Below are 16,679 nucleotides of genomic sequence, written 5' to 3'. Positions count from 1 at the left end.
CGATGGTATCTGGTATGCCAATCAACAAGCATCTCGCCGGGAGACTGCGCCATGCCGAAAATGAGAGCCATCGAGGCCGCCGTCAGGGTTCTGGAGCGTGAGGGTGTGACGCAGGCCTTCGGCGTGCCGGGCGCGGCGATCAATCCGCTTTATGCCGCCCTGAACAGCCGCCAGTCGATCCATCACATCCTGGCGCGCCATGTCGAGGGCGCCTCTCACATGGCCGAGGGCTACACCCGCGCCAAGGCCGGCAATATCGGCGTCTGCATCGGCACCTCCGGCCCGGCCGGCACCGACATGATCACCGGGCTGTATTCGGCCATTGCCGATTCCATCCCCATCCTCTGCATCACCGGCCAGGCCCCCCGCGCGCGCCTCTACAAGGAGGATTTCCAGGCCATCGACATCGAATCGATCGCCAAGCCGGTGACGAAATGGGCTGTGACGGTGCGTGAGCCGGGCCTGGTGCCCCGCGTCTTCCAGCAGGCCTTCCACATCATGCGCTCGGGCCGTCCCGGCCCAGTGCTGATCGACCTGCCGATCGACGTCCAGATGGCCGAGATCGAGTTCGACGACGAGACCTACGAGCCCTTGCCTGTCTACAAGCCGGCGGCCTCGCGCCGCCAGATCGAGAAGGCGATGGCGATGCTGCAGGCCGCCGAGCGGCCGCTGATCGTCGCCGGCGGCGGCATCATCAATGCCGATGCCTGCGACCTTCTGGTCGAGTTCGCCGAGCTGACCGGCGTGCCGGTCGTGCCGACCCTGATGGGCTGGGGCGCGATTCCCGACGACCACCCGCTGATGGCCGGCATGGTCGGCCTGCAGACCAGCCACCGCTACGGCAATGCGACGATGCTGGCCTCCGATTTCGTGCTCGGCATCGGCAATCGCTGGGCCAACCGGCACACGGGCTCGATCGAGACCTATACCAAGAACCGCACCTTCATTCATGTCGATATCGAGCCCACCCAGATCGGCCGCGTCTTCAACCCGGATTTCGGCATCGTCTCGGACGCCAAGGCGGCGCTCGAGCTGTTCGTCGCCGTGGCGCGCGAGCAGGAGGGCAAGGGCCGGCTCAAGAATCGCAACGACTGGGCGAAAGACTGCCTCGGCCGGCGCGAGACCATGCTGCGCAAGAGCCATTTCGACGATGTCCCGCTGAAGCCGCAGCGCGTCTATGAGGAGATGAACGAGGCCTTCGGCCGCGACGTCTGCTACGTCTCGACGATCGGCCTGTCGCAGATCGCCGGCGCGCAGTTCCTGCATGTCCACAATCCGCGCCACTGGATCAATTGCGGCCAGGCCGGGCCGCTCGGCTGGACGCTGCCGGCGGCTCTCGGCGTGCGCGCCGCCGATCCCGAGCGCGAGATCGTGGCGCTGTCGGGCGACTACGATTTCCAGTTCCTGATCGAGGAACTCGCGGTCGGGGCGCAGTTCAAGCTGCCCTACATCCACATCGTCGTGAACAACTCCTATCTCGGCCTGATCCGCCAGGCCCAGCGCGGCTTCGACATGGATTTCCAGGTCGGACTCGCCTTCGAGAACATCAATGCGCCCGATCTCGCCGGCTATGGCGTCGACCATGTCGCGGTCGCCGAAGGTCTCGGCTGCAAGGCGATCCGGGTGCGCAGCCCCAACGAGTTCAAGGCGGCCTTCGCCCAGGCCAAGGCCTGGCTCAAGGAGCATCAGGTGCCGGTGGTGATGGAGTTCATCCTGGAGCGCGTCACCAACATCGCGATGGGCACCGAGATCGACGCTGTCGTGGAGTTCGAGGAGGTGCTCGACCTGCCCTTGCCGGCCTCGCCGCACACCGAACTCGAGCCGGCGGAATGACATCCCAGCGCGCGGCGTTCACCCGCCGCGCCTGTCGCCCCCTTGCCCATCCGGCCTTCGCAATCACGGACGAGACCATGCCACGCTTTGCCGCAAACCTGACGATGCTGTTCAACGAGCTGGAATTCCTCGACCGGTTCCAGGCGGCCGCCGAGGCCGGCTTCACCGGCGTCGAGTATCTGTTCCCTTATCCCTTCGACAAGCGCACGCTCGCCGCTGCGCTGACGCGCTGGAACCTCGCTCAGGTTCTGCACAATCTTCCCGCGGGCGACTGGGCCGCGGGCGAGCGCGGCATCGCCATCCTGCCCGACCGGGTCAGCGAGTTTCAGCGCGGCGTGTTCGAGGCGATCGACTACGCCACGATGCTGGGCTGCAGGCAGGTCAACTGCCTCGTCGGCGTGGCACCGCCCGGCATCGAGCCGGCCCGGCTGCATGAAACCCTGGTCAACAACCTGCGCTTCGCCGCCCATGAGCTGGGGCAGGAGGGCATCGCGCTGCTCGTCGAGCCGATCAACACGCGCGACATTCCAGGTTTCTTCCTGAACACCACCGCGCAGGCGCTGCGCCTGCTCGACGACGTCGATTCCCCCAATCTCTTCCTGCAATACGACATCTACCACATGCAGATCATGGAGGGGGATCTGGCGCGCACGATCGAGGCCAATCTCGACCGGATCGCCCATATCCAGCTCGCCGACAATCCCGGACGCAACGAGCCGGGCACGGGTGAGATCAACTTCCCCTTCCTGTACCGCCACCTCGACGCGATCGGCTACGCCGGCTGGGTCGGCTGCGAATACAAGCCCGCAAGCGACACGCGCGACGGCCTGTCCTGGCTGCCCGGCAAGTCCTTGGCCGCCTGACGGTCGCCAGGGTCGTCGAATGCTGACTGCGGAGAGGGTTGAGACATGACGCATATCGGTTTCATCGGATTGGGCATCATGGGCCGCCCGATGGCGGAGCATCTGATCGCCGGCGGCCACAGCCTGCATGCGTCGAGCCATCACAAGCCGGTGGCGCCGGAGCTCACGACGAGCGGCGTCACCGTCCATGCGACGCCGAAGGCGGTCGCGGCGGCGAGCGACGTCGTCATCCTGATGCTGCCCGACACGCCGCAGGTCGAGGACGTGCTGTTCTCGCCCGATGGCGTCGCGGCCGGCCTCTCGGCCGGTACAATCGTCATCGACATGAGCTCGATCTCGCCGATGGCGACCAAGGATTTCGCGGCGCGGATCGAGGCCGCTGGCGGGCTTTATCTCGATGCTCCCGTCTCGGGTGGCGAGGTCGGCGCCAAGGCGGCCAGCCTGACGATCATGGTCGGCGGACCCGAGGCTGCGTTCGAGCGGGTCAAGCCGCTGTTCGAACTGATGGGCAAGAACATCACCCTGGTCGGCGGCAATGGCGACGGCCAGACCACCAAGGTCGCCAACCAGATCATCGTCGCGCTGACGATCGAGGCGGTCGGCGAGGCGCTGCTCTTCGCCTCCAAGGCGGGCGCCGATCCGGCCAAGGTGCGCCAGGCCCTGATGGGCGGCTTCGCCTCGTCGAAGATCCTGGAGATCCACGGCGAGCGCATGATCAAGCGGACGTTCAATCCCGGCTTCCGGATCGGGTTGCACCAGAAGGACCTCAACCTCGCGCTGCAAAGCGCCAGGTCGCTCGGCCTGTCGCTGCCCAACACCGCGACCGCGCAGGAACTCTTCAACGCCTGCGTCGCCCATGGCGGCAAGGACTGGGACCATTCCGCCATGGTCAAGGCGCTCGAACGGATGGCGAACCACGAAGTCGCCTGACCATAACAACGGAGGAGGACGCTCCATGAAGATCTGCATCTACGGCGCCGGCGCGATCGGCGGATATATGGGCGTGATGCTGAAGCGCGGCGGCCACGACGTCTCGCTCGTGGCCCGCGGCGCCCATCTGGAGGCGATCAAGGCCAAGGGGCTGACGCTGATCCTCAAACACGAGACGGTGACGGAAGCGATGCCGGCGAGCCGCGATCCGCGCGATCTCGGCCGTCAGGATGTCGTCATCATCGCGCTCAAGGCGCATCAGGCCTGGGAGGCGGCCGAGGACATCAAGCCGCTGCTGGGGCCCGACACCGCCGTCGTCACCGCCCAGAACGGTGTGCCCTGGTGGTATTTTCACGGCCTCGACGGCGAGTATGCCGATCGCAGGCTCCGCAGCGTCGATCCCGGCGACCGGCAGTGGCGCGCCATCGGCCCCGAACGGATCATCGGCTGCACGGTCTATCCCGCGACCGAAATCCTCGAGCCCGGCGTCGTCAAGCATGTCTATGGCGACCAGTTCGGCCTCGGCGAGCCCAACCGAAGGGAAAGCCAGCGGTTGACCCGTTTTGCCGATGCGCTCACGGAGGGAGGGCTGAAGCCGCGCCTGTTTTCCGACATTCGCGATGACATCTGGCTCAAGCTCTGGGGCAACCTCTGCTTCAACCCGATCTCGGCCCTGACCCATGCGACGCTCGACGTCATAGCGACCGAGCCCGGCACCCGCGCGCTCGCCCGCAGCATGATGCTGGAGGCACAGGCGATCGGCGAGACGCTCGGCGCGCATTTCCGGGTCGATGTCGATCGCCGCATCGACGGGGCGGCGGGCGTCGGTGCCCATCGCACCTCGATGCTTCAGGATCTCGACAAGCGCCGGCCGCTCGAGATCGATGCGCTTTTGACCGCCGTCCAGGAGATGGGCCGGCTGGTCAAGCTCGACACGCCCTATATCGATGCGGTGCTGGGGCTGGTGCAGCAGATGGGCCGTGCCGAGGGCGTCTATCCGACCGTTCCGCAAGACATGTCCGGACGCGCGCAAGACGCTTCCTCTGAAGAAAAAGATGCTTACCCTCAGGAAACCAGCCAGCCAGAAACCCGTGCGGCAGACCGTCCCGCAGTGGACGAGCGTCAACTGGCCGTCTCATGATGCGCGCGAATCGACGCCGGTTGGGGCAGGACACCTGCCGCCGGCCCGGGGCATTGTGAGGACACCGTGAAAAGACAACGACGCGCGAAGATCGTGGCCACGCTGGGGCCCGCGAGTTCCGATGCCGACACCATCAAGCGCCTGTTCGAGGCCGGGGTCGATGTCTTCCGGCTGAACTTCAGCCATGGCAGCAAGGACGACCACCGGGCGCGGCACGACATCATCCGTGCGCTCGAAAAAGAGGCGAACTATCCGATCGCCATCCTGCAGGATCTGCAGGGGCCGAAGATCCGCCTCGGAGCGGTCAAGGACGGCAAGATCGCGCTTCCCACCGGCTCGACGATCAGGCTCGTGCTCGACAAGGCGGCCAGCGATGCGGGGCATCTGCCGCTGCCGCATCCGGAGATCTTCGAGGCGGTCATGCCGGGCCACAACCTGCTGGTCGACGACGGCAAGGTCCGCCTTCAGGTGACCGGCTGCACCAGCGACATGATCGAGGCGCGCGTCGTCACCGGCGGCGTGGTCAGCGATCGCAAGGGCGTCAACCTGCCCGACACCGTGCTGCAGCTCTCGCCGATCACCACGAAGGATCGCGAGGATCTGGCCTTCGGGCTCGATCTCGGCGTCGACTGGGTGGCGTTTTCCTTCGTCCAGCGTGCGTCCGACCTGATCGAGGCCCATGCGCTGGTCGGCGGCCGCGCCGGCGTCATGTCCAAGATCGAGAAGCCCTCGGCGCTCACCGCGATCGACGACATCATTGCGCTCTCCGACGCCGTCATGGTGGCGCGGGGCGATCTCGGCGTCGAAATCCCGGCCGAGGACGTGCCCGGCGCGCAGAAGGATCTGGTCCGGCTCTGCCGCCTCGCCGGCAAGCCCGTGATCATCGCGACCCAGATGCTGGAATCGATGATCGTGACGCCGACCCCGACCCGCGCGGAGGCCTCCGACGTCGCCACCGGCATCTATGACGGCGCCGACGCGGTCATGCTTTCGGCCGAGAGCGCCTCGGGCCAGTTCCCGGTCATCGCGGTCGAGACCATGGACCGGATCATCCGCCGCACCGAGCAGCATCGCTCCTACCGGCCGATCATCGAAGCTCTGAAGCCGGCTATCGAACCGATGCCGCAGCATGCGGTGGCCGCCGCCGCCTCCGAGGTCGCCGATGCGCTCGGCGCCTCCGCCATCGTCGCCTTCACTCAGAAGGGGACCACGGCCTACCGCATCGCGCGCCAGCGTTCGCCGGTGCCGATTCTCGGGCTGACGCCGGAACTCTCGACCGCGCGCCGTCTCGCGCTGTTGTGGGGAACCTACAGCATTCAGTGCGACGATGTCGGCGAGTATTCGCAGATGGTCGAGCAGGCGGCCGCCCAGGCGCTCGCGGCGGACTACGTCAAGCGCGGCGAGACGATCGTCGTGGTGGCCGGCGTTCCGTTCGGACAGGCCGGCAGCACCAACAATCTCAGGGTGGTGGCGGTCTGAGGCTCTCGGCCGTCGTCGCCCCGTTTCAATAAGAAGCCGACAAGGGGGAAGACGATGGCCAGTTCAGCAATCAAGCAGAGGATCCGGCAAGATCGCCAGGATATGGCGACCTTCTGGATCCGCTTCTCATGTGATGGAGCCGAGGGATTCGGCACGGTCGAGGGCGAGATGGTCAGCATCCATGAAGGCGGCATGTTTGCCGGCTCAAAAGCGACGGGCGAACAGGTGCCACTCTCAGACGTCACACTTCTGGCGCCGACCGCGCCCTCCAAGATCATCGCCTTGTGGAACAACTTCCACGCGCTCGCCGCCAAGATGTCGATGTCGGCGCCGGTGGACCCGCTCTATCTGATGAAGGCGCCGTCCTGCCTGGCGGCGCCGGGCGCGACGATCCCCCGGCCGCCATCCTATGCCGGCCGGGTGGTCTATGAGGGCGAGCTCGGCATCGTCATCGGCCGGAAATGCAGTCGCGTCACGCCGGAGGCGGCCGGTGATGTCATCTTCGGCTACACCTGCGTCAACGACATCACGGCGGCGGATTTGATCGCGGCCGATCCGACCTTCGCGCAATGGGTGCGCGCCAAGAGCTTCGACGGCTTCGGCCCGTTCGGGCCGGTCGTGGCGAAAGGCCTCGATCCAAGCAGCCTGACGATCCGCACCGTGCTCAACGGCCAGGAGCGCCAGAACTATCCCGTCGCGGACATGATCTTCCAGCCGTATGAGCTGGTCAGCCGCATCTCGCACGACATGACGCTGCTGCCCGGAGACCTGATCTGCTGTGGAACCTCGCTCGGCGTCGGCACCATGAAGGAGCCGGTGAATACCGTGGAGGTGATCATCGACGGCATCGGCACGCTGACCAACGGCTTCGTCCAGTAGCCTCGGCTTCTTGCGGATCGCGGAAGGCTGGCCCTCAATCGAAGATGTCGGCGTGCCCCACGCTCAATCGAAGATGTCGGCGTGCTCGTCGACATAGGCGGCGAGCCCGAGCGCATGGTCGCGCGACAACTGCTCGGCCTGCACCATGTCGCGGCGCTCCAGCGCCTCGATGATCTTCAGGTGATCGACGATCGAACGGCTGGCGCGGTCGTCGCGGCCGATCGTCATCTGGCGGATTCCGCGCACATGCAGCAGCAGATTGTCGGTCATGTCGACCAGCAGTTGCGAGCGGCTGAGGCCGATCAGCGTCTGGTGGAAGACGACGTTGGTGTCGGAATATTCGTTGAGATGGTCGGATGGCTTGTGGGCGTCGTTGAAGTCCTTGAACAGCGTCCGCAACGTGCCGATCTCGGCATCCGTCGCACGCTGGACCACAAGGCGCGCCGCCATGCTCTCCAGCGCCGCCCAGGCCTGGATCATCTCCACGACCTCGCTCTTGGTCTTCTTGAGAACCATGATGCCGCGCCGCGGCAGCGACTTCACGAAGCCCTCCTGCTCCAGCATGGCGACCGCCTCGCGCACCGGCGTCCGGCTGACGCCGAGCTTCTCGGACAACTGGCGCTCGTCGATCCAGGTCGGCTCCGATGAGCCGTAGATGTCCATGTTGATGATCGCGTGCTTCAGCGCGGCGTAGACCTTGGTCTTGAAGGTTTCCTCCGGCGCGAAACGCTCGAGGACGAGGCTCTGCGCGGAACTCTCCGGCGGCGACTTAAGCCTTGGAACTTTCAAAGGGGGCAACTCCTGATGACCCGGCCGAGATGCGCGCGTCGGCGCGCCGGTGCATCGTCATGGTCTACCAGATACCTCGGTGTCGTTGAAATCCCTGTTTCGGCGCGAAGCCGGCACGATCATACCTGTTTGGGCGCCAAAGCCTCCCGGCCCGGCCTTCCCCCGCTCGTTGCCCCCATGAGCCTCGCATGGCGCTGGGGCGGGTGGAACGAGACAGGCGGCGGAGCCCCCTGTCAGAACGACCACTCGATCTCGGACACACGCTGTCTGATCTCCGTGGCCCGCTTTTCCCGACTCAGCGGCTGATTCCGCAGGACGGCGGCGAGCGTCTCGCCCATGCGGTCCGGCGAGAACGAAACCCTGATGCCGGCGGCTTCCATGGCCGCGATCTTGTCTGCGGCGCCGCCGCCATTCCCGGCGATGAAGCCGACCATCGGCTTGGAGCGGCCACGCTTGGCCTCGTCCTTGATGAACTGCGCCGCATCCTCCTCGGCCGAGCCGCCGATCTCGCCGATCATCACGATCGACTTGGTGTGCTCGTCGGCCAGGAACATCTCGAGCATGTCGATGAACTCGGTGCCCTTGACCGGGTCGCCGCCGATGCCGACGGCGGTCGTCTGGCCCAGCCCCTCGCGGGTGGTCTGGAACACCGCCTCATAGGTCAGCGTGCCCGAGCGCGAGACGATGCCGACAGAGCCCGGCTTGAAGATGTTGGCCGGCATGATGCCGATCTTGCTCTCGCCCGCGGTCACGACGCCGGGGCAGTTGGGCCCGATCAGCCGCGACTTGGAGCCGATCAGCGAGCGCTTGACCTTGACCATGTCGAGCACCGGAATGCCCTCGGTGATGCAGATGATCAGCGGGATCTCGGCGTCGATCGCCTCGCAGATCGCATCGGCCGCGCCCGGAGGCGGCACATAGACGACCGACGCGGTCGCGCCGGTCTTGGCCTTGGCCTCATGGACGCTGTCGAAGACCGGCAGGCCGAGATGAAGCGAGCCGCCCTTACCCGGGGAGGTGCCGCCGACCATCTGCGTGCCATAGGCGATCGCCTGCTCGGAGTGGAAGGTGCCATTCTCGCCGGTGAAGCCCTGGCAGATGACCTTGGTGGTCTTGTCAATCAGAATGGACATGGATCCTCCCCAGGATCGTTTTTCCGCCTATCCCGTCGATCTGTGTTCGATCGTTCAATCGGGATTGGTGCTTATTTGGTATTTGGCATGCCAATATGAATCGCTGTCAAGAAGAGAATGGTTGCATGCGCAACAAAAAGCCAGAGCCTCCCGCGAGAATCTGGCCCAAGGTGGTCGAGAGAAAAAAAGCGGCCGGTGCCTTACTCGGCTGCGACACGTGACGGGGCCTCGGTCGCGCCCGTGGCGCCCGACGCCAGGATCGCCGCGATCCGGCTGTCGTCGAACTTTAGCACGTCGCGGAGGATCTCGTTGGTGTGCTCGCCGAGCAGCGGGGAGCGCGTCACCTCGGTCGGGCTGGCGGAGAGCTTGATCGGATTTCCGACCGAGAGATATTTGCCGCGAAGGGGGTGGTCCACTTCGACCACGGTCCCGGTCTCGCGCAGCGACGTTTCCTCCGCGATTTCCTTCATCGACAGAATCGGGCCGCAGGGAATGTGGTGGACGTTCAGGATGTCCATGGCCTCGAACTTGGTCTTGGTCATGGTCCATTGCTCGATGCGCGCGAAGATTTCGTTCAGCCGGGGCAGGCGGGCCGCTGGCTTGGCGTAGTCTGGATCGGTCTTCCAGCCCGGCTCGCCGATGACGTCGCAAATGGCGCCCCAGACCGGCGTCTGGGTGATGAAGTAGATATAGGCGTTGGGATCGGTCTCCCAGCCCTTGCATTTCAGGATGCGGCCGGGCTGGCCGCCGCCGGAATCGTTGCCCGCGCGCGGCACCGAGGTGCCGAAGGGCTCGCCGTCACCGAACTGGCTGTATTCCTTCAGCGGCCCGTGCTCCAGGCGCTGCTGGTCGCGCAGCTTGATGCGGCAGAGGTTCAGGACGCCGTCCTGCATCGCGCAATCGACCTTCTGGCCGAGCCCCGAACGGGTGCGGTGGAACAGCGCCGTGACGATCCCCAGCGCCAGGTGAAGGCCCGTGCCGGAATCGCCGATCTGCGCGCCGGTCACCAGCGGCGGCCCGTCGCGGAAGCCGGTGGTCGAGGCGGAGCCGCCGGCGCATTGCGCGACGTTCTCATACACCTTGCAGTCGGCATAAGGGCCGGGGCCGAAGCCCTTCACCGAGGCGACGATCAGGCGCGGATTGACCGCGTGAAGCTTGTCCCAGGAGAAGCCCATGCGGTCGAGCACGCCCGGCGCGAAATTCTCGACCAGCACGTCGCAGACCTTGGCCATCTCCCAGAGCACGTCCATGCCCTCGGGGGTCTTGGTGTCCAGCGTGATCGAACGCTTGTTGTGGTTCAGCATCGTGAAATAGAGGCTGTCCACATCGGGCAGGTCGCAGAGCTGGCCGCGCGTGATGTCGCCGGTGCCGGGGCGCTCCACCTTGATCACATCGGCGCCGAACCAGGCGAGCAACTGCGTGCAGGTCGGCCCGGATTGCACATGGGTGAAATCGAGAATCCTGACACCTTCGAGCGCTTTCATTCGGTCTCCCCCTTTCTTGCCGCGGGTTGTCGCCGGCGCCGGGTTGCCTCCGGCGCCGGGAATCTCCTCTGCGCAGCCTATTTCTTGCGGACGACGCTTTGCGGGTTGAGGTTGCCGATGCGGCCGCTCTCGGTGCCGGCTGCGGGGTCGATCACGGCGTTGATCAGGGTCGGCTTGCCGGAATTCATCGCCGCATCGACGGCGCGCTTCAGCTCGTCGGGCGTGGTGACGTTGACGCCGACGCCGCCGAAGGCCTCCATCATCCTGTCGTAGCGCGCATTTTCGACGAAGACCGTGGTGGCGACATCGCCACCCAGCGGATTGACGTCGGTGCCGCGATAGATGCCGTTGTTGTTGAAGATGACGATGCAGACCGGCAGATTGTATCGGCAGATCGTCTCGACCTCCATGCCGGAAAAGCCGAAGGCCGAATCGCCCTCGACGGCGAGCACCGGCTTGCCGGTCTCGATGGCGGCGGCGACGGCGAAGCCCATGCCGATGCCCATGACGCCCCAGGTGCCGACGTCCAGGCGCTTGCGCGGCTGGTACATGTCGATGATGCCGCGCGCGAGATCGAGCGTGTTGGCGCCTTCATTGACGAGGATGGCGTCCGGCCGCTCCTTGATGACGGTGCGCAGGGCACCGAGCGCGCCGTGGAAGTCCATCGGCGACGAGTTCTTCATCAAACGCGGCGCCATCTTGGCGATGTTCTCGTCGCGCTTCGCATTGACGGTCGAAATCCAGTCGGCTGGCGGGGCCGGCCAGTTGCCGTCGATGCCTTCGAGCAGCGCCGAGACGCAGGAGCCGATATCGCCGACCAGCGGGGCGACGATCTCGACATTGGAGTCCATTTCCTTGGGCTCGATGTCGATCTGGATGAACTTCTTGGGCGCGTCGCCCCAGGTCTTGCCCTTGCCATGCGAGAGCAGCCAGTTGAGCCGCGCGCCGACCAGCATGACGACGTCGGAATCCTTGAGCACCGTCGAGCGCGCCGCGCCCGCCGATTGCGGGTGGGTGTCGGGCAGCAGGCCCTTGGCCATGCTCATCTGCAGGAACGGAATCCCGCTTTTCTCGACCAGCGCGCGGATCTCGTCATCGGCCTGGGCATAGGCTGCGCCCTTGCCGAAGATGATCAGGGGACGCTTGGCGCTCTTCAGCACATCGAGCGCGCGCTTGACGGCCGACGGGGCGGGAATCTGGGCGGGCGCCGCGTCGATGACCTTGACCAGCGACTTCTCGCCGGCCTTCGCATCCATCGTCTGGGAGAACAGCTTCGCCGGCAGATCGAGATAGACGCCGCCGGGACGGCCCGACACCGCGGCGCGGATCGCGCGGGCGACCGCGATGCCGATATCGGCGGCGTGCAGCACCCGGAACGCAGCCTTGCACAGGGGCTTGGCGATGGCGAGCTGGTCCATCTCCTCATAGTCGCCCTGCTGCAGGTCGACGATCTCGCGCTCGGACGAGCCCGAGATCAGGATCATCGGAAAGCAGTTGGTCGTGGCATTCGCCAGCGCGGTCAGGCCGTTGAGGAATCCGGGAGCCGACACGGTGAGGCAGATGCCGGGCTTCTTCGTCAGGTAGCCGGCGATCGCCGCGGCATTGCCGGCGTTCTGCTCGTGGCGAAACGAAATGACGCGGATGCCGGCAGCCTGCGCCATGCGCCCGAAATCCGTGATCGGGATGCCCGGCACGCCATAGATGGTCTCGACGCCGTTGAGCTTGAGCGCATCGATGATCAGGTGGAAGCCGTCCGTCAGCTCCTGCTCGTCTGCATTGTCGCCGATGCTGTGTAGTGTCGCGGACATTCCGATTCCTCCTGATGATCTTTTTGAAGCCGGTTGTTTCTTGGTCTTCGCGTCCGGCTCAGTCGAGCTGGACGTATTTTTCCACATGCGCCCTGAGCTTCAGGGTGTGCTCGCGCACGAGCCGCTCGGCGCGCTCGCCGTTGCGTACCTCCATGGCCTCGACGATTTCCTTGTGATCGACGATCGAGCGGCGCGCCCGATCCTGCTCGGCGATGGTGCGCTCGCGAATGGCGCGCACATGCGCGAACAGGCCATTGGTGATCTCGGCGATGAGCTTGCAGCCCGACAGGGCGATGATCGCCGCATGGAACCGGATATTGGCGTCCGAATATTCGCCCATATGCGAGTCGAGATCGGCACTGTCGAAGGTATCGACGAGACGGTGCAGGTTGGCGATCTCGTCGTCGGACGCGACCTGGGTCACCAGCCGCGCAGCCATGCTTTCGAGCGCGGCCCAGACGGTGATCATCTCCAGGATCTCGGCCTTGGTCTTGCGCACGATATAGATGCCGCGGCGCGGCGCGATCCGGACCAGGCCCTCCTGTTCGAGCTGGGCGAGCGCCTCGCGCAGCGGCGTGCGGCTGACGCCGAACTGCAGCGAAAGAGCACGTTCGTCGAGCCGTAACTTGGCGCCGTCATCATAGATGTTCATCGCGCTGATCGCTGCCTTCAACGCGTCATAGGCGCGGCTCTTGAGGCTCTGGACCTCTTCGATCGGCTGGATGTCTAGGCGAGCTCTGACCATTGCGGATCGGTTTCCGTGCCGTCACGACCAGCCGTCAGTGGCGCGTCATGCGCTGGGAGCGGTGGTTTCTGGCATACCATATAATGAAAGAAGAGAGGCGCGCAACGGCCATTTTACCGCAACATTATTGCTGCAATGCACCAAGAAATGGCATATTGCATGCCACGAATTTTCATCTTACGCTACTTCCAACAAGGCTCGTCGGTTCTGCGCTGACCATTGCGCAGTCCTAGAACACGCCGTTTTTGGGGAAATGCGCCATGGATGAACTGAATGCCCTCATGGGGGGCTTCGCTGTCGCCCTCAGCTTCTACCACATCATGCTGATGGTCATCGGCATCACGCTTGGTGTCATCATCGGCGTCTTGCCGGGGCTGGGGGGCGCGAACGGCGTCGCCATCCTGCTTCCGCTGACCTTCACGATGGCGCCGACCTCGGCGATCATTCTTCTCACCAGCATCTACTGGGGCGCGCTGTTCGGCGGCGCCATCACCTCGATCCTGTTCAACATCCCCGGTGAGCCCTGGTCGGTCGCGACGACCTTCGACGGGCACCCGATGGCGCAGAACGGCAAGGCCGACGAAGCCCTGGTCGGCGCCTTCACCTCCTCCTTTGTCGGCGCGATCTTCGCTGTGGCGCTGATCACCTTCCTAGCGCCGGTGGTCGCCAAATTCGCGCTCAAATTCGGCCCGGCCGAATTCTTCGCGGTCCAGTTCCTGACATTCGCCAGTTTCATCGGAATGGGCCGAGGCTCGGCCTTCAAGACCGTCGCCTCGATGTGTCTCGGCTTCGCGCTCGCCTCCGTCGGTCTGGACAACGTCACCGGCACGCTGCGCATGACATTCGGTCAGGATGAATTGCTCAACGGCTTCAAGTTCCTCGTCGCGGTCATCGGCCTCTTCGGCATCGGCGAGATCCTGTCCTCGATGGAAGATGGGCTGAAGTTCAACGGTGCCGCCGCCAAGCTGCGCATGGATGCGGTCATCCGCACCTGGAAGCAGCTGCCCCGGATGTGGGCGACCTTCCTGCGCAGCTGCATCGTCGGCTGCTGGATGGGCATCACGCCCGGCGGTGCGACGCCCGCCTCCTTCATGGGCTACGGCATCGCCAAGCGGCTTTCCAAGAAGGGCAACAATTTCGGCAAGGGTGAGCTCGAGGGCGTGGTCGCGCCGGAAACCGCCGCCCACGCTGCGGGAACGGCCGCCCTGCTGCCGATGCTGACGCTCGGTATTCCCGGCTCGCCCACCGCTGCGGTTCTGCTGGGCGGCTTGCTGATCTGGGGCCTGCAGCCCGGTCCGCTCCTCTTCGTCGAGCAACCCGACTTCGTCTGGGGCCTGATCGCCTCGATGTATCTCGGCAATGTCGTCGGCCTGGTCATGGTGCTGACCTGCGTGCCGTTCTTCGCCGCGATCCTGCGCGTGCCGTTCTCGATCATCGCCCCGGCGATCGTCTTCATCTGCGCGGTCGGTGCCTTCACCGTGAACAACGCGATGTTCGATGTCTGGCTGATGCTGGCCTTCGGCGTCCTGGGCTACCTGTTCAACAAGCTGCGCTACCCGCTGCCGCCACTGGTCCTGGCGATGGTACTCGGCGACCAGGCCGAGAGCTCCTTCCGGCAGGCGATGCTGGTCTCCCAGGGCAATGTCGGCGTCTTCTGGTCGAACTGGCTGTGCGGCGGCATCATGACGCTTGGCCTGGTGATGGCATTCTGGCCCGCGCTCACGGCGCTCAAGGCCAAGCTCGCCGGCAACGGTCCGGTTCCCCGGGCGGCCTGACCGGCAACCCTGGCTGACATGGCCGCGCCAACGCGCGGCCATCGACGACGGCGACGCCGTTCAAAGCATCCTCGCAGGAAGAAGACCTCACGCGGGGCTAGAAATCCAAAAAATCGACTTCATGACGAACAACCGCGGCAGCAAGCCGCCAACAAGGAGAAGCATGATGGTCCGGAGGGGAATGTCCAAGATCCAGGGTGTCGCGGCAGCGCTGGCGGCAAGTGCCTGCCTCGCCTCGCCAGCCCTGGCGCAAGGCTGGGAGCCCGTGAAACCGGTGACGCTGATCATCCCGGCGGGAACGGGCGGCGGTGCCGACCAGATGGCGCGCTTCATTCAGGGCGTCGTCCAGAAGCACAATCTGATGAAGCAGCCGCTGATCGTCATCAACAAGGGCGGCGGCGCTGGTGCCGAAGGCTTCCTGGAGATGAAGGCCAGCGCCAACGATCCGCACAAGATCGCCATCACCCTGTCCAACCTGTTCACGACGCCGCTGGGAACCGGCTCGCCGTTCAATTGGAAGGACATGAAGCCCGTCGCCATGCTGGCGCTCGACCAGTTCGTCCTCTGGGTGAACAGCGAGACGCCGTACAAGACGGCGAAAGACTATGTCGAGGCGGTCAAGGCCGGCACGGACCGTCAGTTCAAGATGGGCGGCACCGGCTCCAAGCAGGAAGACCAGATCGTCACGGCGGCGGTCGAACTGCAGACCGATGGCAAGAAGTTCACCTATGTGCCCTATGCCGGTGGCGGGCAGGTCGCGGTGCAGCTCGTCGGCAAGCACGTCGATTCGACCGTCAACAATCCGATCGAGGCCGTTGCCCAGTGGCGGGCCGGTCAGTTGCGGCCGCTCTGCATCTTCGACGCCAAGCGCTCGACCTACACCGCCAAGGTCACGGACAAGGAAGCCTGGGGCGACATTCCCACCTGCAAGGAATCGGGACTGCCGGTCGAGTACCAGATGCTGCGCGGCATCTTCACCACCAAGAACGCCACCCCGGCGCAGGTCGCCTTCTACGTCGACCTGATGAAGAAGATCGTGGCGACGCCGGAGTGGCATGAATTCATGGAAAAGGGCGCCTTCAACCAGACCTTCCTGTCCGGTGCCGACTACGAGAAATGGGTGACGGAAGCCCAGAGCCTGCATGCCGACCTGATGAAGAAGGCCGGCTTCCTGGCGACGCAGTGATCGCGCCGCGACATCGATCGTAACCGGACCGCGAGCGGGCAAGGCTCCTCGCGGTCCATAGGCCCCCTTCCTGCAGCGCCGGCGCGGTGAAACGCATGGATCCGGCGAGGAGCATCCCAATGAGCACCAACGAAGAAGCCGAAGGCCGGCCCCTCGCCAGTTATCGCACGCTCGACATCGCGGTTGCCATCTTCTTCCTGGTCGTCTGCGCGATCGTGGTCGTCGACAGCCTGCGCATCGGCATCTCCTGGAAGGCGAACGAAGGACCGCAGCCAGGCCTGTTCCCGTTCTACATGGCGATGGCGATGGGCATCGCGAGCCTCGTCAACCTCTACAAGGCCCTGCCGCATTCGGACGAGGGCGCGGAGACGGCAGTGAACTCGGTCGGGCTTGGACGCATGGCCGCGATCTTCGTTCCCGCCGTCATCTTCGTGCTGGCGACGCATTTCATCGGCATCTATGTCTCGGCGACGATCTATATCGGCGCCTTCATGGTCTTCTTCGGCAAGTTCCCGCTCTGGAAGGCCGCCACGGTCTCGCTTGGGATCGCGATCGTCAACTTCCTGATGTTCGAGGTCTGGTTCCTCGTGCCGTTGCCCAAGGGTCCGCTCGAGGCCGCGCTCGGCTACTGAGC

At 65.1% G+C, this 16,679-nt stretch carries 14 protein-coding genes; 9 read left to right on the top strand and 5 right to left on the bottom strand.

Translation table 11 applies throughout. From position 1 onward, the window contains the following. Window positions 1-51 precede the first annotated feature (51 nt). The 6 genes from gcl to AE618_RS16495 all read left to right on the top strand — a co-directional run bounded on the left by gcl (window position 52) and on the right by AE618_RS16495 (window position 7,125). A complete protein-coding gene (gene gcl / locus AE618_RS16520) occupies window positions 52-1,833 on the top strand; it encodes a glyoxylate carboligase (RefSeq protein WP_054210174.1) in 1,782 nt (593 codons plus the stop codon). 77 nt (window positions 1,834-1,910) lie between these two features. Further along, window positions 1,911-2,696, top strand: a complete 786-nt coding sequence (hyi, locus tag AE618_RS16515) for a hydroxypyruvate isomerase (RefSeq protein WP_054210470.1) — start codon at window positions 1,911-1,913, stop codon at window positions 2,694-2,696. Window positions 2,697-2,741: 45 nt separating this feature from the next. After that, the gene (locus tag AE618_RS16510) at window positions 2,742-3,626 is read left to right on the top strand and encodes a 2-hydroxy-3-oxopropionate reductase (RefSeq protein WP_054210173.1); all 885 of its coding nucleotides are present in this window, start codon (window positions 2,742-2,744) and stop codon (window positions 3,624-3,626) included. Between the two features lie 25 nt (window positions 3,627-3,651). Next, window positions 3,652-4,767 (top strand): 2-dehydropantoate 2-reductase, encoded by a 1,116-nt coding sequence (locus AE618_RS16505; protein ID WP_082365336.1) that lies wholly within the window; start codon window positions 3,652-3,654, stop codon window positions 4,765-4,767. A 66-nt stretch (window positions 4,768-4,833) separates the two neighbouring features. Further along, on the top strand, window positions 4,834-6,246 hold the full coding sequence (pyk, locus tag AE618_RS16500; RefSeq protein WP_054210172.1) for a pyruvate kinase: 1,413 nt from the start codon (window positions 4,834-4,836) through the stop codon (window positions 6,244-6,246). Between the two features lie 102 nt (window positions 6,247-6,348). Further along, the gene (locus AE618_RS16495) at window positions 6,349-7,125 is read left to right on the top strand and encodes a fumarylacetoacetate hydrolase family protein (RefSeq protein ID WP_054210171.1); all 777 of its coding nucleotides are present in this window, start codon (window positions 6,349-6,351) and stop codon (window positions 7,123-7,125) included. A gap of 63 nt (window positions 7,126-7,188) precedes the next feature. Here the strand turns inward: AE618_RS16495 and AE618_RS16490 are convergent, their stop codons facing one another. The 5 genes from AE618_RS16490 to AE618_RS16470 all read right to left on the bottom strand — a co-directional run bounded on the left by AE618_RS16490 (window position 7,189) and on the right by AE618_RS16470 (window position 13,084). Continuing rightward, window positions 7,189-7,914: a GntR family transcriptional regulator gene (locus tag AE618_RS16490; protein WP_054210170.1), complete on the bottom strand. Its 726-nt coding sequence runs from the start codon at window positions 7,912-7,914 to the stop codon at window positions 7,189-7,191. Between the two features lie 233 nt (window positions 7,915-8,147). Then, on the bottom strand, window positions 8,148-9,047 hold the full coding sequence (gene sucD, locus AE618_RS16485; RefSeq protein WP_082365335.1) for a succinate--CoA ligase subunit alpha: 900 nt from the start codon (window positions 9,045-9,047) through the stop codon (window positions 8,148-8,150). Between the two features lie 200 nt (window positions 9,048-9,247). Further along, window positions 9,248-10,531: a formyl-CoA transferase gene (gene frc / locus AE618_RS16480; protein WP_054210169.1), complete on the bottom strand. Its 1,284-nt coding sequence runs from the start codon at window positions 10,529-10,531 to the stop codon at window positions 9,248-9,250. Window positions 10,532-10,608: 77 nt separating this feature from the next. After that, a complete protein-coding gene (gene oxc / locus AE618_RS16475) occupies window positions 10,609-12,339 on the bottom strand; it encodes an oxalyl-CoA decarboxylase (protein WP_054210168.1) in 1,731 nt (576 codons plus the stop codon). A 58-nt stretch (window positions 12,340-12,397) separates the two neighbouring features. After that, a complete protein-coding gene (locus AE618_RS16470; protein WP_054210167.1) occupies window positions 12,398-13,084 on the bottom strand; it encodes a GntR family transcriptional regulator in 687 nt (228 codons plus the stop codon). A gap of 260 nt (window positions 13,085-13,344) precedes the next feature. On the opposite strand from AE618_RS16470, the gene AE618_RS16465 reads away from it, so the two are divergent. The 3 genes from AE618_RS16465 to AE618_RS16455 all read left to right on the top strand — a co-directional run bounded on the left by AE618_RS16465 (window position 13,345) and on the right by AE618_RS16455 (window position 16,677). Continuing rightward, window positions 13,345-14,859, top strand: coding sequence for a tripartite tricarboxylate transporter permease (locus AE618_RS16465; RefSeq protein WP_054210166.1), 1,515 nt, complete (start codon window positions 13,345-13,347; stop codon window positions 14,857-14,859). A 181-nt stretch (window positions 14,860-15,040) separates the two neighbouring features. Beyond that, window positions 15,041-16,045 carry a Bug family tripartite tricarboxylate transporter substrate binding protein gene (locus tag AE618_RS16460; RefSeq protein ID WP_054210165.1) on the top strand — a complete coding sequence of 335 codons (1,005 nt, stop codon included), beginning with the start codon at window positions 15,041-15,043 and terminating at the stop codon, window positions 16,043-16,045. Between the two features lie 119 nt (window positions 16,046-16,164). After that, window positions 16,165-16,677, top strand: a complete 513-nt coding sequence (locus AE618_RS16455) for a tripartite tricarboxylate transporter TctB family protein (RefSeq protein ID WP_054210164.1) — start codon at window positions 16,165-16,167, stop codon at window positions 16,675-16,677. The last annotated feature ends 2 nt before the right edge of the window (window positions 16,678-16,679 follow it).

It is taken from the genome of Allobosea vaviloviae (genome assembly GCF_001298265.1).
GTDB lineage: Bacteria > Pseudomonadota > Alphaproteobacteria > Rhizobiales > Beijerinckiaceae > Allobosea > Allobosea vaviloviae_B.
The sequence above is the reverse complement of the archived record's forward strand: the minus strand, read 5'-3'. Positions and strand labels throughout refer to the sequence as shown.